The sequence below is a fragment of the Paenibacillus qinlingensis genome, from assembly GCF_031455095.1.
GTDB lineage: Bacteria > Bacillota > Bacilli > Paenibacillales > NBRC-103111 > Paenibacillus_E > Paenibacillus_E qinlingensis_A.
This window is the reverse complement of record NZ_JAVDSB010000002.1, coordinates 661006-679634: the sequence shown is the minus strand read 5'-3', so window position 1 is coordinate 679634 and position 18629 is coordinate 661006. Positions and strand designations below refer to the sequence as shown.

The window sequence follows — 18629 nt, the reverse complement described above, 5'->3', positions numbered from 1 at the left end:
TGACATGATTAAGTACGATATCATTATCTTAGGCGGTGGTCCTGGCGGATATACCGCTGCCATTCGGGCAGCTCAGCTGGGCAAAAGGGTGGCGCTTGTGGAGAAAGATGCGCTTGGCGGAACCTGTCTCCACAAAGGCTGCATTCCAAGTAAGACACTGCTCCGAAGCGCCGAGTTGTTCGAGACGATGAAGCGCAGTCAGAGTTTTGGGATAAAAACCTCGCATATAGAAGTTGATTTTGAAGGCGTGATAGCGCGCAAAAACTCTATTGTAAAGCAGTTGCATGCAGGCGTTCAATTTCTTATGAAGAAAAATGAGATCACTGTGTACCAAGGGTTTGGCACGATTGTATATTGTCAGGCGAATGATGGGTATAACGGGATTATCGAAGTGGCCAATGGGGTAGGGGAGCTTGTGGAGCGCATTGCCTACGCAGATTTACTCATAGCAACGGGCTCGCGACCGCGCCTTCTTCCCGGACTTCCGCTTGATGAGCGGATTATGACAAGCGATGATGCGCTCGCAATGACAGCGTTGCCCACCTCAATCATCATAATCGGTGGAGGCGTAATTGGTGTAGAATGGGCTTCCATGCTCAGTGACTTCGGTGTACAGGTTACAGTTGTCGAAGCTGGGGATCGCTTGGTGCCGACGGAGGATGCAGATATTTCCCGGGAGCTATCCAGGTTGTTTGCGAAGCGGCGAATTAAATCGTATACCTCAGCCAAATTGCTGGAAGGCAGCGTAAACGTTGATGATAACGGGCTTACAGTGATGATTGAACAAGGGGACAAGATAGAAACGCTAACAGCTGAACGTATGTTGGTGTCAATTGGACGTATGGCAAATATTGAAGGATTCGGACTGGAACGCACGGACGTTGTCGTGGAACGAGGCAGTATCGTTGTTGATGATGGCATGCAAACGGCAGATCCTCATATCTATGCAATTGGTGATGTCATCGGAGGTTTACAGCTTGCACATGTGGCTAGTCATGAGGGTGTAACGGCGGTAGAACGCATTTGTGGGTTGGAGACACACTCGCATTCAGCATCATCTGTACCCAAATGTATCTACAGTCGTCCAGAAATGGCAAGCGTTGGTTTGACTGAACAAGCAGCAATTGCAGCCGATTATAAGGTCAAGATTGGCAAGTTTTCATTTAAGGCAATTGGTAAAGCGCTCGTCTTCGGCGAGTCCGACGGCTTTGTCAAAGTCGTGGCGGAAGAAGTGACGGGGACGATATTAGGCGTACATATGATTGGTCCGCATGTCACGGATTTTATCAGTGAAGCCGCACTTGCTCAGTTATTGGAAGCAACTTCGATGCAAATTGGCCGCATGATCCATCCGCATCCATCACTTTCAGAGATCATGAGTGAGTCCATGCTGAGTGTTGATCGTCTGGCATTGGGAATGTAAGCCGAGATGGTATTTCAACCTTAGTGATCAAATAAAATGAGGTGACAACATGAAAGAAACATCAGATTATTTTGATTATTTATTTTGGGGGTCACTCGTTTTATTAATATTCACGATGTATGCCAAGGGTTTGAATAAGCCAGCTGTAGTAACTATTGATGAAGTAACTGAGCAGAATCCTGGTTATAGAAATAATGCTAATCAACTAGACAACAGTATGTTGGAATTTAATTATAAGTTACTTTTTAGATCTGTTACATTCTGGCTTTCATTCGGTGGTATGGTGATTGCGATCATGATGTCAATTGCTGCTGATTTTTAGTTGCAGTTGCTTGATTGAGGCATAAGGGGATCAATGGTTAAAGCTAATCAGCAGAGAGAAACTAGGAAGTAAACGATTTGAATAAAACAGCGTTCCTTCTGAATCGCTGTTTTTGGTGTTTTACCATGCTTCGTGTTCACAACCTCAAAAAAATCAACCTAGGCTTAAATGACAAAGAGTCAGGAGATTGGGATCGAGCATACGCTGTTCTTTTTCCTATAGAATACGGTTATTGGTGAAATAACCTTTAGTGGTATATAAGGAAATCTTATGTTCTCTAGATGATAATTAAAAAGCAGTCTCTGACGTGTATAGGGGGACTGCTATTTGTGTTCCGCCGAGGAGGTTTATTGTAAATGTCTATATATTTTGAATAAACACATAACTTTTACTAAAAACACATGTAAATGTTTTGTAAGTGCCAATATAATGAAAACTATCATAGGCCTATGATAATAAAGAGTAGAGAGGGGCTTTCATTTGAAAGTACGTTTGAATTACTCCCGTTTCTTACGCAAACGGAACACTATCACTATGGTTTGCACGATGATGTCCATTGCTTTGTTAGCCGGATGCGGTAATTTGGCAAATGAATCAAAAGAGACTTCAAAATCAAGTTCTTCTGCTTCTAATCCTATTCATATTCTTTTGTCACATTCTGAATTTGCCTATGCTAAACAAGCCAAAGAAGATGATATCTACAAGAAAGAACTAAAGCGATTATCTGGTTTCAATGTTAACTATGATTTTTTGGGACATAGTGATTATGCCCAACAACTATCCCTCCGATTTGCCTCTGGTGATCTTGCCGACTTGATTCGGACGGACAGTATAGTATCTACCATCCACAGCGGTGCAGTTGATCAAGGTGTTTTTCTCGAACTGGGCCCCCTCATTGATAAATACGCACCTACGCTAAAAAAGAAAATCCCCTCGGAATTCTGGAAGAGTCCCCGTATTTCCAAGGACGGTAAAATCTATGGCATTCCAGTTACACGAGGCGTACCAGCGGATCGTTCCATCTTTATTCGTCAAGATTGGCTGGATAAGCATAAGATGGAAGCTCCTAAGACACTTGATGAGTACTTAGCATTTTTTGAAGCGGTTAAAAAAGAAGACATGAACGGCAACGGCGATTTCAATGATGAGTATGGTTTAGGCATGTTCAACAATATTGTATGGACGGATATTTTCACTCCTGCATTTGGTGTTCATACGAACAAGTGGAGCCTTAAGAATGGGCAGCTCGTCCCTGATATTATTGATCCAAGAATGAAGGAAGCAATCGCTTTCTATAAGCAGTTATATGATAAAGGGTACATCAACCCTAATTTGTTTGTGAAAAAAGAGGATGAACAGAATGCTTCAATTGCCAAAGGGGAAGTTGGAGTTTGGGGCGCTGCTGTTTATCAATATTTGGCTGGGTATGGCAAGGATAACGCCTCAAAAACATTTCTTAATCAACCTGCTGCCTCTGTTAGCATGATAGCACCACCGAAAGGACCTCGTGGTGATAAGGGAATGGCGCTGCAGTCCGATGAGATTTATTTCGTATGGGCGATACCAGCAAAAACAAAAAATCCTGAGAACATAATCAAGTATTTGGAGTGGGCTTACAGCAGTCCAGATGCTGAGCAATTTTTTGCTTATGGTATAAAAGGCCAAAACTACACGGAAGAAAATGGACAAATTAAATATGATATTAATCAGCCTGTTAATACAGAGAAGAATGCTTTTCAAATGTATCAGGTTTCTCTGAATCCGCGTGAAATCGGATTTGCTGCTCCATCTGTGCTTAAGGCTTTGCCGGAATCCGATAAAATTACAAAAGGTTATGCCACGTCAAAAGAGAGTCTTATCTCAAATGAAGCTAAATATATGCCTCGATTAGAATCGCTAGCAAGCCATCCAGAATTAAATATTGGGGCAGCACAAGGCACACTTTTCTTGGACATGTTTGCAAAGGTACTTACGGGACGTGAACCTCTGGATTCGGCGTTTGACAATTTTGTTGTTGAATGGAAAAAACGAGGCGGAGATGCTGCTATCAAAGAAGCGTCGGAATGGTATAACAAATTCAATAATAAATAAATAACCAAACAACTTGTGGATCGAGTAAAGGTTCGACTTGGAGCTCATTTTGCTCGATCCACATCATTACGAAAGCAAAATTAATTAGAGATAAGGGGGAGAATGTTCTGTTTGCACAGATCCGCTTAAAAGAATCCTGGGTGCTTATTCTCATGGCGATCCCCGGATTAGCCTACTTTTTCATTTTTAAATATATTCCTCTGGCTGGCAACATCATTGCTTTTCAGAATTACAACTTATTTCAAGGATTTACACATAGCAAATGGGTGGGATTGCATCATTTTCTTACCTTGTTTCAGTACGATGATTTTTGGATTATTTTGCGCAACTCATTAAAACTAGGGCTTTATTCCATATTATTTGGTTTTCCGGCACCATTGGTATTGGCGATACTTTTAAATGAAATGCGGGCAATGTGGTTGAAACGTCCTCTTCAGACGATGTTGTATTTACCCCATTTTCTATCTTGGGTTATTGTTGGAGGCATCTTTTCCAATCTTCTTGACGCTAAAGGCTGGATGAATCAAATGCTGCATTACTTTAACTTCGGGCCATTTGATTTTTTAGGGAATTCCTCAACTTTTCTGGGTACCATTATATCCATTAGTATTTGGAAAGAAATTGGATGGGGTACCATCATCTATTTGGCTGCGCTAGCTGGAATCAATCCGAGCTTATATGAAGCCGCTACTGTGGATGGTGCCAATCGGCTTAGGCAAATATGGTCGATTACGATGCCATCACTAATGCCTGCAATTATTGTCCTTTTGCTTCTCAGAGTAGGCAATTTACTGGATGCCAATATAGAGCAAATGCTCATGTTTCTAAACCCACTTGTGCGAGATGTTGGGGAAGTTTTTGATACGTATATTTATAGAGTTGGCCTACTGGATAGCCAATATAGTTATTCCACCGCAATCGGAGTGTTCAAATCAGTAATTGGATTGATTTTGCTGACTTTGGTCAATACATTGAGCAAAAAAACGACGGGTGAAAGTGTCTATTAGATAAACAGGAGGGGATAGATCTGAAAATCGCTCGTTCCTTTCAATGGTTTTCAGTTGTAAATACAGTTGTATTGACTGTAATCAGTTTGAGCATGATTGCTCCGATCATTCATTTATTGGCTGTGTCGCTTAGTCTCCCAGAGTACGCGAATGCCAAATTGGTAGGACTTTGGCCAAAAGGCATCCAGTTCGATGTCTATGGATCTATTTTTGCATTGGATGAGATATGGCGCGCTATGGGAGTTAGCATGTATATCACGGTTATTGGAACACTTGTAACGCTCCTTCTTTGTTCGCTCTTAGCTTACACACTTACGAAGCCGATGATGCCAGGGCGCAGAATTATTTTAAAGCTAATTGTTGTTACATTCGTATTTCCAGTACCCTTGATACCCAGTTACTTATTAGTCAAGCGGTTGGGTATGATTAATTCGTTATGGTCACTCATTATTCCAGGCGCAATGACTGCTTTCTATGTTCTAATCATCCGAACTTTCTTTCAAGGAATTCCCGGAGAACTGTTTGAAGCGGCAAAAATGGATGGATGTGGGGAATTGCGCATTTACACACGAGTCGTATTGCCCTTATCTATGCCCGTTTTAGCTACCATTACCTTATTTCATACCGTCAGTCAATGGAACTCCTATTTTTCTGCAACCATTTATCTTCGCACACGAGAGTTGTATCCGCTTCAGGTTCTGTTGCGAAATCTCATTGTAGACAATGGTGCTAATACCGGAATGAGCGATTTCCAGCTAAGCACACAGTTTACCCCCGAAATGATGAAAGCGGGTATTGTATTGGTTGCAACCATGCCAATTCTAATCGTATATCCGTTACTTCAAAAACATTTCGTGAAAGGTGCTATGCTGGGATCCGTAAAAGAATAGCAACGGGTTTCCTGATTGAGCTAAATAAGCTACACTTATAACATACATCACAGAAGCACAGTCAGAAGAAAAAGGGGAACGATTGTATATGCGAATCAAGACAATGACGATTAAGTTAAAGCTTGTTCTGCTCTTCTTCGGCTTCTTCTGTGTGCCCTTTCTTGTTCTTGGTAAATTCTGGTACGATCGGTCGATGAAAACCATAGAGGATAATGCTATTAATAACAGTCAACAACTGATGCGTCAAATGAATTATAATCTCGATGTCTACTTTTCTGACATTAAAAAAGCTACACTCCCTCTGCTTGCCCATCCTCTCGTACAACAGTTTGTCAAAATAGACCCTAAAAATCAATATGACTATTATGATTTAAGCTCACATATCCGATCAGATCTCATTCCTAATACGGTATATAATCGAGATGATATCTATGGACTATCTATTATTTCGCTTAAAGGTCCTTATTATAGTAATATAGCTTTTTCAGATCGTGTAGATCTGTACAGAAAAGAATTTTCAGAGAACGCCAAGGACAACTTTCGAATATTGGGCATCAATACGACGGGAGACGGTACCGAGGTTATTACGATCTTTCGAAGAATCATAGATAATGAAACTTATATAACAGCAGGTTATTTAATCATTGATTTATCCTTGAATCGAACGACCAACATTAGTAACCAAGCTCAACTTGGAAAAACCGGAATCATTTCGATAGTGAACTCGGACAATCGGTATTTGTACCATCCTGAACCGCAAAAGTGGCAACAGCCTGTACAGGAACAATTTAAGAATCGTTTCGAAAACATAAACTTGCCTTACTTTACGAATGGGTCAGGAGCAGGCAAGACAATTGTTGTGTTTAACCGTTCAACATCAACAGGCTTAACAATCGTGTCGGAAGTTCCGCTACGGGAATTGATGGAAGATTTGATTTATTTTCGAAATTTAACGCTAGGCGTTGTCTTGCTTCTGATCGTTTTGGCATTTCTAACTATTATCAGCTTTTCTCTGTCCATCACTCGTGCCCTCTCACACTTAATGAATTTAATGAAAAAAGTAGAAATGGGTGACCTGAGCATACGTGCTCCACTACGTAAAGATGAAATCGGGAGTTTAAACAGAGGTTTTAATCTCATGTTAGAAGATTTGAATCGTTTGATTGACATGATACATATTTCCCATTTAAAAGAAAAAGAGATGGCTGTTTATCAGAAAGAATCCAAAATTCAAATGCTGCAAGCGAGAATCAACCCTCATTTTCTATATAATACGCTGGGAGTTATAAATGCTTATGCGATCATTGCTAAAGTTAAACCGATTAGTCAAATGACAGTATGGTTGTCCGATATATTCCGATATAGTATCGACAATCCAGTGGATACAGTTTCGCTTAGTGAAGAAATCCAGCACATGTTTAACTATATTTACATACAGAAGGAACGCTACCAAAGCTTAGAAGTAGACGTGAATTTGAACTTTGAGCTTTTGAAGGATATTCATACACTGCGTCTAACCGTGCAGCCTATTGTTGAGAATTCCTTTATTCATGGCTACGAGAATTATTCGATAAAACCTGAGTATATTGGGCTTCGAGCTAGTTTCGATGAGGATGGTGTGAAGCTTTGGATTATAGACAAAGGCAGAGGAATGCCATCCGATCTAGTTCAGACATATAACGATGCTTTTGCTTGTATGTCGGAGGAACAAATGCTGCTAAAGAGCGCTCCATTTGGGGGTATCGGTATGTGGAATGTACACAGCAGGTTGAGACTTGAGTTTGGCAAACCTTACGGTCTATCCATTGTGAAATCTGAAAGCAATGGAACTATTGTAGAGATTAAAATGCCCTATCGGAAGGAGTAATCTGTATGTTGACGGTCGTTGTTGTCGAAGATGAACCTATTGTAAGAATGGGGCTAATTGCACTTATGGAATCCGAAGCACGGGGCTTTAAGATTGTCGGGGAGGCAGAAGACGGACAACAGGCCATGGCATTGGCCAGATTGCATTTGCCAGATATCATTATTACGGATATTCGCATGCCAGTGATGGACGGACTAACCTTTATGTTAGCTCTTAGGCATGAAGGGATTTCTTCTTCAGTCATTGTTGTTTCTGGTTATGGGGAATTTGAATATGCTCAACAAGCGATGCGCGCCGGCGCATCTGATTATTTAATAAAACCAATCAATGAAGATAATTTGATGCCAACCTTAACTGCATTACAAGTTAAAATACAACAAGAGAAAGTACGCATCGTTCATGATAATAAAGAACAATTATGGTCTTTCAAGACAAGTGCCAAACAGCTAGCTAATGATTTGTGGAATCTTCGGGATCAGGAGATTAATAGGAATCTGAATTCACTACAGCATAAGCTTATGGAAGATAAATTGTCTTCCTATGATTTGGGTAGGAAACTAAAAGGTTATATCGCCTTATTGGAAGACGAATTTCGCTCAGTTGCGGGGCAAGAATTACCAATTCCTCGCGTTTTCGACAAGATCGTAGATCGCTTTGATACATTCATTGCCTATATCTATGCCACCATGAAAACAATTCGAGAGAAAAGGAATTGGGGATACGGTAAAGTAAATCAAGCAGCAATTGCCTATGTAGAACAGCATTTTGGTGATATTGATCTTTCGTTAACGAAAATTGCTCAACACCTGGAGCTGAAGCCAGCTAATTTCAGTTATATGTTTAAGTCGGAATATGGCATACCGTTCAGCCAATATTTGATTAAATTTAGAATGGACAAAGCAGCAGAGCTGCTTTATGAGTCAGCAAATAAAGTTTATGAAATTAGTGCTTCCGTTGGATTTTCAGATTATGTTCATTTTTCTAAGATGTTTAAACGCTATATGGGATTTACGCCCACAGAATATCGCCAGAATAAGTGGCAATCTTAAAGTGAGAAAGAGTTCATTATTCTCAATTCATACTGACGATAATTCAAAAGGCCCCATGTCCCTGTTTAATAACGGGGGACATGGGGCCTTTGCGTGTTTTGTTTAGTTAATAAGCTTGGATAATTTTAATAGAGTGCTTAGTACTTTAGCAACAAGCGGGCTTCAACTTTGCAAAAGCCGGTTACATTGACGAGCTTCTGGTAAAAATGCCGGATCCACCTGGAATGGAAAATTTGCCAATCGCAAACCGAGTTCAAGAATTAGTTACTCCTTTGGAAGGCAATACATTCGAGGGGTACAAAAATGAAGATGGCAGCGTGGGAATAAAAAATATTTTCAGGGGTATGTTGATGGATATTACCGGATTGTAAGGTGAGAGCGAAGAAATTGACTTGCCCTAATCATTGATCTCGGCAATCAGATCAAGGATTACCTGATTGGCAACCGTTTCGTTCCCCTGCTTCAAGCTTTGCTCCAACTTGAGCATCGACTTCTTCGGCAGCCAGTACGCTTCGGAAGAAGTCGATGCGATCATGTCCTGTAATTGCTCGAAGTAAGTCACCCGACCGTTGGACCCCAGTATCCGGTTATCTATCGCCGTGGCCGCTTCGATAAACGATTGGTTGATCGAGGCGAGATCTGGATATGGCATTCCGACACCGATATAAGGTTTAATATAGACGTTGTTGTTGATCATGTCTTTGATTGCTTCGACAACTTCTTCTATCCGCTTCTGAGCAGGCTCCTGAGCATCTGCACGGACGGAGACGAGCAAGGCTAGTTGGTCCTTCGTCGAGAATTCTACGCCGTATATGCGGGCTTGAAGACTCGGAAACTCCAATTCGTTGAACATGTCCTGCAGATGCTGCCGAATATTCGATGATTCCCCGCCTTCGTGGTTGTCATCCCAGGCAAGGATGAGGGAGACGTATAACCCTTGTCCTTGCGGGTATTCCAGTCCGGCGCTTGCGACCATGCGTTCAATCTCTGGATCATCCGGTTTACCGTGCTTGAACAATAGCAGTAAGCACTGGTTCCGAACGAATGGCTCTTGCGTGTCGATTCGTGCGCTGTAATCTTGAATCGTGTGCTTGATCCAATCCCATTCATTTCGTGTCGTCATGTCGTGATTGGCGCTCTTCAGCTTCGTGAATTCGATTAAATCCCTAATGGGGTGATATTGCCGCTTGGCCAGGATCATGGCTACGATAATTCCGAATAAGACCGTGATACAGAACACAAGAAGAAATAAGGTCTGGATATGGACCACTTTGCTGAAAAATTGATGGCTAGGTATCGCAGTTACATAATTCCAATTGTTCTCTTCGGATTTTACAGAAACTACAGAGTGTTCTACACCATCCAGCTTCAAGCTATGTATACCGGGCTTTAGTGAGGCCAAAGATCCCACGGCCTCTCCCGGAAGAGCGTTGCCATGATTATTGGAGGTAAGAAGCTGACCATCCTGATTGAAAATGTAGCTGCTGCCAGAAAAGTTGCCTAATATGGTGTCCATAAGACCAGTTAGCTTGGTCTCATTCACCATGTAGACGACTGTAGCCGTCGGGTAGGGGCTGTTCGGCTTGATCGGGAAAAGCATGGTCAGCATGGAATCATTACGCGAGTTAACGGTTACATTCTCAGATGGGCGAATCATCGGCTGCTTGATTTTGTTCAAATCGCTATAGATTTGGTCGCTGGTCCAGTTGCTGTAGTGGTACAAATCTCCAAAAGCTACATGTAAACTCGTTAAACCGCGATAAGAGTAAATATTCTCATCATTATGAATTGGCAGCATATGCTACCTCCACATCATGGACAGGTTAAAAGAAAGGAGTGTGGGAGCGTAGATTCTGTGAGACAGGGCAAGGTTGACCTTGTGGAGATCCATAAGTGCAAACCAGAGCGTAAAACGATTCCTCCTAGAGGGAGTTTAGTGGAATAATTAGGGTGGATATTTTGTTAAATAATGGAACAAAAATGCCTCTTGAAACGTCTAATTTTCAGGAGGTAGATTAATGACGAAAAAATCTAATCAGATTCTCTTCAGGTTATTTGTATTCACAATTGTTATGAGTTTAATATGTATTATTGTGATGGGGTGTAGTGACGATCAACAAAAAATAGACAGAACACAGAATGAAATATGGAAGCTAGCGATGGAGGGTAAACTTAAAGGAGTTGAAGTTCCACTTGGGACCACGAAAAATGAAACACTTAAGAAACTTTCTACTCCTTTAAGTGCTGGGCGATCTGAATTCGGGTATCGTTTAGCATATGAAGGGTACGCGTTGGAATTCGAAGTTTATGGTGAGAAAGCCATTAAATTACTAAATGAACTTGAAGAAAATGCAAAAGTTCAGACGATATCAGCCAAACCAACTACCCTAGGATGGCAGGGGACGACTGATGATGTTAGGAAAATGTTTGGAAAACCTGATCAAGAGTTTAATGATGAAGCATATGGTCCTGCATGGAATCAAATTTATAAGGTTAAGGAAAATTTATATTTAACATTTATTTCAGATACCAAAGACGGGCCCATTGTTAAAATTACACTTAGATAACGTAGGCGAACAGCTATCGATAATGCTGGCAATATTTATTGTTCTAAGGAGGAATGTTATGCTATTTCGTGAGCTGGGCAAAACGGGGATAAGTATTCCCGTTATAGGCCAAGGTACCTGGAAATTTGGTGAAGATAAAGAGCGGGAGTTAGAAGAAATTGAAGCCTTACGTTTCGGTATAGCAAATGGGCTAAAGTTAATTGATACTGCTGAAGAATATGCTAATGGCGGAGCAGAAAAAGTTGTAGGTAAAGCAATACAAGACATAAGAAAAGAAGTCTTCCTTGTGACGAAGGTTTCTGCTAAAAATTGTTCCTATAAAGGTGTTCTAAGTGCTGTTGAGGCAAGTCTAGATCGTTTAAAGACAAGTCATATTGATTTGTATTTACAGCACTGGCCGAGTGATCAGTACGATGTTTCGGAAACAATGGGGGCAATGGTTGAACTAGTGAACAAGGGGTTTGTTAAATATGTTGGGGTGAGTAATTTCTCAATTAATCTAATGGAACGGGCCCAATTCCATTTAGGTAAAGTACCATTGGTTTGTAATCAAGTTGGATACCATTTAAATGATAGAAGTATTGAAAGTGACGTTTTACCCTTTGCTAAGGAGAATGGGCTTACGATTATGGGATATTCACCATTTGGATATGCACCTGGTGTATTTGGTATGAAGGGTTTCCCTAGGATCGGATCACAGGAGCGAAATGTATTAGATTCAATAGGGGGAAAATACAGTAAGACTGCTCATCAAGTGGCATTAAATTGGGTGTTAAGGCGAGAAGGATTAGTTTCTATCCCCAAAGCGTCGAATAAGGAACACATTATAGATAATCTAAATGCATTGAACTGGGAGTTAGAAAAAGAAGATCTTGAACAGATAGAGCTTAACTTCCCATTCGACGGATTAAGTTAACGAAGGAACGATAGTTAAAGAGCACGCCTGACGGCTTGCTCTTCTTTTTTATTGAACATCAAAGGTAATTTACCATGCTTCGTTTTCATATCCTCAAAAATTCGACAACACAGGTGAAGATCTTGAGGATCTCATTTTAATCGGGACGATTGGATTGATCAAAGCGATTCATTTGTTTATGCAGATAAAGAAATGCTTGATCTTATTATTAGGAATCTGCTTTCCAATGCGATTAAATTTACAGATTCGGGTGGACACATCCTTGTACATGCAGCGACTGACAATGATAAAATGATTGTTTCCGTGAGTGACACAGGAGCAGGGATGACTTCAGATCAAGTGCTGATGTTTGCTGACCATGTTCCGAAACAGGAGAGTTATTCAACAACGAACCGCTGATTGAACCGTTGACCAATGGAACTAGAAATTGTATTAGCAGTCGTGGAAGGGTTGTCCAATAAAGAAATTGCCGATCGGTTCGGATTAACCGAGGGCACGGTTAAGGGGTATATAAATCATATCTACGGTAAGCTTGGAATAAAACGACGTGTACAAACGGTTGCTCGCATGAAAGAGTTGAGATTGCTGCCCTAATAGGACCAACTACAAAGATATATAGCGCCCATACATGAGTGCTGTATGGGTTTTTCGACACTAGAGACAGTAAAGTTTTGAAAGAACTACCGGGACGGTGGATTCGGACAATTCTCTGCTCAAGATGCCTCATGTCGTCACACTGCCTCACATCGGTTCAGCTTCTTCAAAGACGCGGTTTGAAAAGGCTATGACGGCAGCCAGAATTAGATTGCGGGACTTTAAGGTCAAATGCCTGCGCTTGTCGTGAGAGCGTTACAATGAAGTTGTCTATTAATTAATTCTTACAAAGCATGAGAGATATTTCGGGAAATCGGCATATTTCTAAGTGATGTACTCTTTGTAATTAGTCAATTTAGATAAAAAGGCGAACGATTGGCTTGATTAATTCAGTAATCCTATGTATTATTAAGATAGATTTGAAAGCATAAAAGTCAATAATCGTTCTTGAAGGTGATTACAATGTCCCAATCAGATTCTAATGAGTACAAGAAGAAGCTGTGTCACCTATATAACGAGATTTCTAAAGAATTGTTCGGCTTTGGAACCACTTTACTGAGGGTATCGTTGGATCAGAATATCATTACTTTTCATGCAAAGCATCGTCGTTCCCCCCGTTCTACCGCGCTTGAAGGCGAGGCGCCAACTTTGAAACACGAAGTGGATTTCTATATGTCTTCGATATATAAGAAGAGAATCCGCGAGAAGCTGGAACAAGAGATGGGATTATCGATGGATGCGGTGTTAAGAGATTATGATCCGCCAACGCAATGGGCAATTACGAACATCATTCTTAAACAAACCGAATAGCTTAGACCACGGTGTTTCACTTTTGATCTATCTTAAGTGGAAACCGCATGTATATCCGTAGATGTCTCTTTACATTGTTTACGATGAAAAGTGCTCTTGATTAGAAGATTTCTTCTATCAAGGGCACTTTTCTGTTTATTTTTGCTTTTGCGCATAGATATTATGAAGTCGAGGGTAGCATACTAGTAAAAATTGACAAAGGGTTTGACGCTTCAAAATATAGATATACAAACTTGGGAGGTTATTCATGATGAAAAAAAGAATGCTTCATAGCCTTATTTCGCTGTCTGTGGTGGGACTAGCGCTCACAGGATGCGGCGCATCTCCGTCCAAAGATCAGGGGACTGCAAGCACAAGTCCAGCTTCAACGGCGCCGACGGCAACAGCCAAAGGAGCGCCTACCGAATTAGTCATTTCGACATGGGGTTTCTCGGATGACTTCTTCAAGAAAGAAGTATATGCGCCGTTTGAGAAAGAGCACAACGTCAAGATCGTACTGGAGATTGGCAACAACTCAGAGCGTCTGAACAAAGTGAAGCAAGGCAGCAGTTCCAAAGTGGATCTTATCTATTTATCCGATTACTATGCACAACAAGGTATTGAAGCTGGACTCTTTGAAAAGATTGATCGCACCCGTATTCCGAATTTGAAAGACATCTACGATTTGGCTAAGGCACCACTTGGTGAAGACTATGGTCCTGCCTATACGATTGGTCGGTTGGGAATCGCCTATAATCCGAAGGCGACAAGTAAAGAAATCAAGTCGTGGAGCGACTTATGGAGTCCTGAGCTTGCGAAGAAACTGACATTGCCAAGCATCACGTCGACAACAGGTCCAATGATCCTTGATGCGGCATCGGTCGTTGCAGGCAACACAACGTTCAATGCAGATCAAGCATTTGCCAAAGTGAAAGAACTAAATAAAGGCGTCGTCAAATACTACGGCCAAACATCCGAATTCGTGAATATGTTCGCGCAAGGGGAAATTGCCGCTGGGCCAATCATGGAAATGTATGTAAAAGATTTGAAAACAGCTGTACCGGAAACCAAGTTTGTTTCCCCGACTGAAGGGGCTTACGCTGTCATGAATACAGTTAACGTGATCAAAGGAAGTAAAAATAAGCAGTTGGCTGAAGATTTTATTAACTGGCATTTAAGCAAAGAAGTCCAAGAAAAATCAGCAAAGTCCAAAATCGATTCACCTGTGAATACGACACTTCAGCTCTCGGCTGATGAAGCGCAAGGTATTACTTACGGAACAGATGTCGTAAGCAAGCTTCGCAAATTGGACATGAAATTCGTGAATCAAAACCTTAAAGGTTGGATTGACCGTTGGAATAAAGAAGTCACTCAATAGTTGAAGAATGAACAAGGGTATATGTTTGTGGATATACCCTTGTCTGTATGAAATGGAAGGGGGTTTATCATGAAGAAGGTCATCCTTGATGTGGATACAGGCGTAGACGACGCGCTGGGCATTTTGCTGGCTGTTGGCAGCGGGGAAATGGAAGTGCTTGGTATCACTACGGTGAACGGCAATGTGTCACTTGACCAAGCGACCCTGAATACCTGCAAAGTCTTGCAGCTGCTGGGAATGGAGCAGCAGATACCAGTCATTAAAGGGGCGAATAAGCCGCTGCTACGCACGACTTATTTTGAGCATAGGGTTCACGGCAAGGACGGACTTGGTGGAGCTTTAAGCGATATGCAGGTTCACATGTGCGCGGCTGAGGGACATGCAGTCGATTTCATTATTGAGCAAGTGAAGCAGCACATAGGTGAAGTCACGCTTATTATGACCGCGCCGCTGACGAATCTGGCCATGGCTGTTATGAAATATCCGGACTTGATTCATCAGGTCAGCGAAGTAGTTGTAATGGGCGGCGTTGTCCAAGGTTTTGGGAATGTGACGCCAACAGCGGAGTATAACATGTACGTCGATCCAGAAGCAGCGAAGATCGTGCTGCATGCGGGATTCCCGGCCATAACGCTCGTGGGCTTGGATGTGACCCGGAAGGCGCTGCTGACAGAAGAACATATCCGCTCGCTCGGAGATACGCCAATTGGACGCTATGTCAAGGAAAGCACAGCAGATTACATGCAACGTTATCAAGAGCGCAACGGTGTACGGGCATGCGCCCTTCACGACCCGCTCGCAGTCGGGGTGGCGCTGAATAAAGAACTGGTGACTACTCGCCATTATTACGTAGATGTAGAAACCCGTAGTGAGCTGTGCGACGGGCAAACGGTCTGTGATTTCCAAAGCCGATTGGCTAAGCCTGCTAATGTCCATGTGTGTATGGAAGTGTCCGCCGAAGCATTTCTAGACCAATTTATCCGCGCATTGCGCGCCTAGCGAACCCAGGAACAGGAGTAAAGCTACATGAAAAAAACGTATTTATATTTACTATTGCTGCCGGGATTACTGTTCCTGACGGTTTTCATGGTGGTTCCGATCCTTCTTACGATAGGTTCAACCTTTTTTAATAAAGGCAGCTTCACATTAGCCGGTTACTGGAGTTTTTTCAAGGACCCCTACTTTCTGAAAATTTTATGGACGACCCTGCGTGTTAGTGTGGTCACAACCCTGATATGCATCGTGGTGGGCTTCCCTGTTGCCTATTTCATCTCCAAGCAAAGCCCAAGGCAGAAGGCGATTCTGCTTGCCTTAGCGATTTTTCCACTGCTCACCAGTTCTGTTGTCAGGTCGTTCAGTTGGATGATTATTTTGGGCAAAAAGGGGCTGCTGAATAACGCGCTGATCGCTATTGGCTTGATCAAGGAGCCGCTCGATATCTTGTACACGCCTGCTGCGATGATGATCGGTCTGGTCCATTTATTCCTGCCGCTCATTATTATTACCTTGGTCGGTGTTCTTGAGAATATAGATCCGGATCTGCTGAAAGCGGCGGAAAGCTTGGGAGCGGGTCGCTTCAAAGCTTTCGTTAAAGTCATCGTGCCGCTTAGCGTACCCGGATTAATCATAGGAAGTATTCTAGTCTTCGTGGGCAGTCTGACGGCCTATACGACACCTGCTTTGCTCGGAGGCAAGCAACGGGTTATCTCCACATTCCTATATCAGAACGCGATTACGCTGAATGATTGGTATCTTGCCTCCGTTATTGCGGTAATTATGATTGTGATTACTTTTGTGGTCATCGCGCTGATGAACAAACTGGCTGTTAAATTAAATCCGAAGGGGTAGAAATATGCGGGAGAAGAACCGAGGGCTGGCCGTATTTACGCTTCTTGTCTATCTATTTTTGCTCGGGCCGCTCGTCATCATTGCATTTGCATCTTTTGAGCCAGGGAGTATCTTGAAATTCCCGCCGACAGGCTTCTCTTTAAAATGGTACCGTAACATCCTGGACGTCAAGATGTTCATGTCGACGTTCAGCACTTCCATCATCGTATCGCTGCTGGGTAATTTCTTTGCGCTGCTGCTGGGGATTCCTGCTGCTTACGCATTAAGCCGATTTACGTTCAAAGGGAAGGAAGCGCTCAATGCGATCTTCATTTCCCCTGTGCTAATTCCTGGTATTGTGCTTGGTTTTACGATGCTCAAGTACTTGATCGTGGTGTACCACCTACCGATTTATGCGGCGCTGCTGGTTGGACATACCGTCATCATGCTGCCGTTTATCATTCGAGTAATTGCTTCGAGCTTATCCAATTTTGATTTTGCGATTGAAGAAGCCGCGTTAAGCTTGGGCAGCAGCCACTTAAAGACGTTCTTTAAAGTCGTACTGCCAAATATCAAATCCGGGATTATTGCCGCAATTTTGATTGCATTCTTGGAATCTTTTAATAATGTGGACATTTCAGTCTTTATGACGGGGCCTGGGGTCAGTACACTGCCTATTCAGATGCTGACTTATGTGGAGAATCATTTTGATCCGACAATTGCTGCTATTTCTGTACTGCTGATGCTGTTCACAGCTGTACTTATGTTCATCATTGAACGGTTGATGGGTTTATCCTATTTCACCAAACGATAACGGAGGCTTGTATTCATGGCATTGCTATCACTGGAAAAAATTTCGGTTGCCTATGACCAGCACTATATTCTGCAGGATTTTAACCTAAGTGTTGAAAAAGGAAGTTTGATCTCGCTGCTTGGTCCTAGCGGTTGCGGAAAAACGACGACCTTGCGGCTTATCGCAGGATTCATCGAGGCAAAATCAGGCACTTTCTCTTTGAATGGAAAAGATTATACGCGTGTTTCTGTGAATAAACGCAATTTTGGCTTCGTTTTCCAGAGCTATGCGTTATTCCCGCATTTGTCGATTTACGATAATGTGGCTTTTGGCCTGCGCTTGCGCAAAGTGAGTGGGGCAGAGCTGGATCGCCGTGTGCGTCACATTCTCGATGTCGTCAGCTTATCCGGCTTCGAGAAGCGTTACCCTAAAGAGCTGTCGGGCGGTCAAAGACAGCGCGTCGCGATTGCGCGGGCGCTCGTCATAGAGCCGGAACTGCTGCTGTTTGACGAACCGCTGAGCAATTTGGATGCGAATCTGCGCGTCAACATGCGGGTCGAGATACGCCGTATCCAGCAGGAGCTGGGCATTACGACGGTATATGTATCGCATGATCAGGAGGAGTGCTTCTCGATCTCCGATAAAGTAGCGATCATGAATAAAGGGATTATCGAACAGCTAGGTGCCCCGGCGACGATATTCAAATATCCGAAGACGGAATTCGTAGCGCGGTTTATCGGATTTACGAATTTTATCACCTTCGAGTCACGATTGGATAACAGCCAAGAGATTGCCCTCAAGGTGAAAGATTATATGTTCTCTGTAACCAAACATGCGAGTAAAGGCGAACAGTTAGGCAAGCAAGGCGCTATTCGTCCGGACGATGTCGTGATGGGAACCTTTGATGAGCTTGAGGCAGGGGCCAATCGCGTGAGCGGCCGCGTCAAGGTTAGCACGTTCCTCGGGCGAAGCTATCAGTATGTGATTGAAACGGAACTGGGTTCCTTCACCGTGAATAAAGAGATGGAGCTTCCTTACGCGAATGGGCAAGAAGTTCGGCTTCATTTTCCAGGTGAGAAATTAGTAATTGTTGAGTAGTGGACTTGGAGGTGAAGA

Annotated in this window: 19 protein-coding genes; 18 read left to right on the top strand and 1 reads right to left on the bottom strand. The window is 42.6% G+C overall.

Translation table 11 applies throughout. The annotated features are described in order from the left end of the window. Nucleotides 1-4: 4 nt before the first annotated feature. The 8 genes from lpdA to J2736_RS10625 all read left to right on the top strand — a co-directional run bounded on the left by lpdA (nucleotide 5) and on the right by J2736_RS10625 (nucleotide 9020). On the top strand, nucleotides 5-1423 hold the full coding sequence (lpdA, locus tag J2736_RS10660; protein WP_310226247.1) for a dihydrolipoyl dehydrogenase: 1419 nt from the start codon (nucleotides 5-7) through the stop codon (nucleotides 1421-1423). 49 nt (nucleotides 1424-1472) lie between these two features. Continuing rightward, on the top strand, nucleotides 1473-1745 hold the full coding sequence (locus J2736_RS10655; RefSeq protein ID WP_310226245.1) for a hypothetical protein: 273 nt from the start codon (nucleotides 1473-1475) through the stop codon (nucleotides 1743-1745). Nucleotides 1746-2291: 546 nt separating this feature from the next. Further along, complete coding sequence (locus J2736_RS10650; RefSeq protein ID WP_310226243.1) at nucleotides 2292-3836, top strand: extracellular solute-binding protein; 1545 nt, start codon at nucleotides 2292-2294, stop codon at nucleotides 3834-3836. Between the two features lie 152 nt (nucleotides 3837-3988). Then, complete coding sequence (locus tag J2736_RS10645) at nucleotides 3989-4843, top strand: ABC transporter permease (RefSeq protein WP_310226241.1); 855 nt, start codon at nucleotides 3989-3991, stop codon at nucleotides 4841-4843. Nucleotides 4844-4935: 92 nt separating this feature from the next. Then, nucleotides 4936-5733: a carbohydrate ABC transporter permease gene (locus J2736_RS10640; RefSeq protein ID WP_310226240.1), complete on the top strand. Its 798-nt coding sequence runs from the start codon at nucleotides 4936-4938 to the stop codon at nucleotides 5731-5733. 88 nt (nucleotides 5734-5821) lie between these two features. Next, nucleotides 5822-7600, top strand: a complete 1779-nt coding sequence (locus J2736_RS10635) for a sensor histidine kinase (protein ID WP_310226238.1) — start codon at nucleotides 5822-5824, stop codon at nucleotides 7598-7600. 5 nt (nucleotides 7601-7605) lie between these two features. Continuing rightward, nucleotides 7606-8649 carry a response regulator transcription factor gene (locus J2736_RS10630; RefSeq protein WP_310226236.1) on the top strand — a complete coding sequence of 348 codons (1044 nt, stop codon included), beginning with the start codon at nucleotides 7606-7608 and terminating at the stop codon, nucleotides 8647-8649. 224 nt (nucleotides 8650-8873) lie between these two features. Continuing rightward, nucleotides 8874-9020 carry a hypothetical protein gene (locus tag J2736_RS10625; RefSeq protein WP_310226234.1) on the top strand — a complete coding sequence of 49 codons (147 nt, stop codon included), beginning with the start codon at nucleotides 8874-8876 and terminating at the stop codon, nucleotides 9018-9020. A 26-nt stretch (nucleotides 9021-9046) separates the two neighbouring features. Here the strand turns inward: J2736_RS10625 and J2736_RS10620 are convergent, their stop codons facing one another. Next, complete coding sequence (locus J2736_RS10620) at nucleotides 9047-10447, bottom strand: hypothetical protein (protein WP_310226233.1); 1401 nt, start codon at nucleotides 10445-10447, stop codon at nucleotides 9047-9049. A 220-nt stretch (nucleotides 10448-10667) separates the two neighbouring features. Between J2736_RS10620 and J2736_RS10615 the strand changes: the two genes are divergently transcribed. From J2736_RS10615 to J2736_RS10570, 10 genes are all read left to right on the top strand, one after another. After that, nucleotides 10668-11216 (top strand): DUF4309 domain-containing protein, encoded by a 549-nt coding sequence (locus tag J2736_RS10615; protein WP_310226231.1) that lies wholly within the window; start codon nucleotides 10668-10670, stop codon nucleotides 11214-11216. A gap of 58 nt (nucleotides 11217-11274) precedes the next feature. Continuing rightward, complete coding sequence (locus J2736_RS10610; protein ID WP_310226229.1) at nucleotides 11275-12132, top strand: aldo/keto reductase; 858 nt, start codon at nucleotides 11275-11277, stop codon at nucleotides 12130-12132. A 192-nt stretch (nucleotides 12133-12324) separates the two neighbouring features. Beyond that, complete coding sequence (locus J2736_RS10605; RefSeq protein ID WP_310226227.1) at nucleotides 12325-12531, top strand: sensor histidine kinase; 207 nt, start codon at nucleotides 12325-12327, stop codon at nucleotides 12529-12531. A 15-nt stretch (nucleotides 12532-12546) separates the two neighbouring features. Then, complete coding sequence (locus J2736_RS10600; RefSeq protein WP_310226224.1) at nucleotides 12547-12726, top strand: response regulator transcription factor; 180 nt, start codon at nucleotides 12547-12549, stop codon at nucleotides 12724-12726. Between the two features lie 462 nt (nucleotides 12727-13188). Further along, the gene (locus J2736_RS10595) at nucleotides 13189-13536 is read left to right on the top strand and encodes a DUF2294 domain-containing protein (RefSeq protein ID WP_310226222.1); all 348 of its coding nucleotides are present in this window, start codon (nucleotides 13189-13191) and stop codon (nucleotides 13534-13536) included. 247 nt (nucleotides 13537-13783) lie between these two features. Then, complete coding sequence (locus J2736_RS10590; RefSeq protein WP_310226220.1) at nucleotides 13784-14893, top strand: ABC transporter substrate-binding protein; 1110 nt, start codon at nucleotides 13784-13786, stop codon at nucleotides 14891-14893. Nucleotides 14894-14962: 69 nt separating this feature from the next. Beyond that, on the top strand, nucleotides 14963-15892 hold the full coding sequence (locus J2736_RS10585) for a nucleoside hydrolase (RefSeq protein WP_310226218.1): 930 nt from the start codon (nucleotides 14963-14965) through the stop codon (nucleotides 15890-15892). A 27-nt stretch (nucleotides 15893-15919) separates the two neighbouring features. Next, nucleotides 15920-16741, top strand: coding sequence for an ABC transporter permease (locus J2736_RS10580; protein WP_310226216.1), 822 nt, complete (start codon nucleotides 15920-15922; stop codon nucleotides 16739-16741). A 4-nt stretch (nucleotides 16742-16745) separates the two neighbouring features. After that, complete coding sequence (locus tag J2736_RS10575; RefSeq protein ID WP_310226214.1) at nucleotides 16746-17534, top strand: ABC transporter permease; 789 nt, start codon at nucleotides 16746-16748, stop codon at nucleotides 17532-17534. 15 nt (nucleotides 17535-17549) lie between these two features. Beyond that, nucleotides 17550-18611 (top strand): ABC transporter ATP-binding protein, encoded by a 1062-nt coding sequence (locus J2736_RS10570; RefSeq protein WP_310226213.1) that lies wholly within the window; start codon nucleotides 17550-17552, stop codon nucleotides 18609-18611. Nucleotides 18612-18629 lie beyond the last annotated feature (18 nt).

What these genes read in the sequence shown, in the direction of transcription:
- J2736_RS10630 (WP_310226236.1), top strand. Translation starts at nt 7,606, where the DNA reads ATGTTGACGGTCGTTGTTGTCGAAGATGAACCTATTGTAAGAATGGGG.
- J2736_RS10575 (WP_310226214.1), top strand. Translation starts at nt 16,746, where the DNA reads ATGCGGGAGAAGAACCGAGGGCTGGCCGTATTTACGCTTCTTGTCTAT.
- J2736_RS10615 (WP_310226231.1), top strand. Translation starts at nt 10,668, where the DNA reads ATGACGAAAAAATCTAATCAGATTCTCTTCAGGTTATTTGTATTCACA.
- J2736_RS10640 (WP_310226240.1), top strand. Translation starts at nt 4,936, where the DNA reads ATGATTGCTCCGATCATTCATTTATTGGCTGTGTCGCTTAGTCTCCCA.
- J2736_RS10595 (WP_310226222.1), top strand. Translation starts at nt 13,189, where the DNA reads ATGTCCCAATCAGATTCTAATGAGTACAAGAAGAAGCTGTGTCACCTA.
- lpdA (WP_310226247.1), top strand. Translation starts at nt 5, where the DNA reads ATGATTAAGTACGATATCATTATCTTAGGCGGTGGTCCTGGCGGATAT.
- J2736_RS10580 (WP_310226216.1), top strand. Translation starts at nt 15,920, where the DNA reads ATGAAAAAAACGTATTTATATTTACTATTGCTGCCGGGATTACTGTTC.
- J2736_RS10625 (WP_310226234.1), top strand. Translation starts at nt 8,874, where the DNA reads ATGGAAAATTTGCCAATCGCAAACCGAGTTCAAGAATTAGTTACTCCT.
- J2736_RS10645 (WP_310226241.1), top strand. Translation starts at nt 3,989, where the DNA reads ATGGCGATCCCCGGATTAGCCTACTTTTTCATTTTTAAATATATTCCT.
- J2736_RS10635 (WP_310226238.1), top strand. Translation starts at nt 5,822, where the DNA reads ATGCGAATCAAGACAATGACGATTAAGTTAAAGCTTGTTCTGCTCTTC.
- J2736_RS10605 (WP_310226227.1), top strand. Translation starts at nt 12,325, where the DNA reads ATGCTTGATCTTATTATTAGGAATCTGCTTTCCAATGCGATTAAATTT.
- J2736_RS10650 (WP_310226243.1), top strand. Translation starts at nt 2,292, where the DNA reads ATGATGTCCATTGCTTTGTTAGCCGGATGCGGTAATTTGGCAAATGAA.
- J2736_RS10585 (WP_310226218.1), top strand. Translation starts at nt 14,963, where the DNA reads ATGAAGAAGGTCATCCTTGATGTGGATACAGGCGTAGACGACGCGCTG.
- J2736_RS10570 (WP_310226213.1), top strand. Translation starts at nt 17,550, where the DNA reads ATGGCATTGCTATCACTGGAAAAAATTTCGGTTGCCTATGACCAGCAC.
- J2736_RS10600 (WP_310226224.1), top strand. Translation starts at nt 12,547, where the DNA reads ATGGAACTAGAAATTGTATTAGCAGTCGTGGAAGGGTTGTCCAATAAA.
- J2736_RS10610 (WP_310226229.1), top strand. Translation starts at nt 11,275, where the DNA reads ATGCTATTTCGTGAGCTGGGCAAAACGGGGATAAGTATTCCCGTTATA.
- J2736_RS10655 (WP_310226245.1), top strand. Translation starts at nt 1,473, where the DNA reads ATGAAAGAAACATCAGATTATTTTGATTATTTATTTTGGGGGTCACTC.
- J2736_RS10590 (WP_310226220.1), top strand. Translation starts at nt 13,784, where the DNA reads ATGATGAAAAAAAGAATGCTTCATAGCCTTATTTCGCTGTCTGTGGTG.
- J2736_RS10620 (WP_310226233.1), bottom strand. Translation starts at nt 10,447, where the DNA reads ATGCTGCCAATTCATAATGATGAGAATATTTACTCTTATCGCGGTTTA.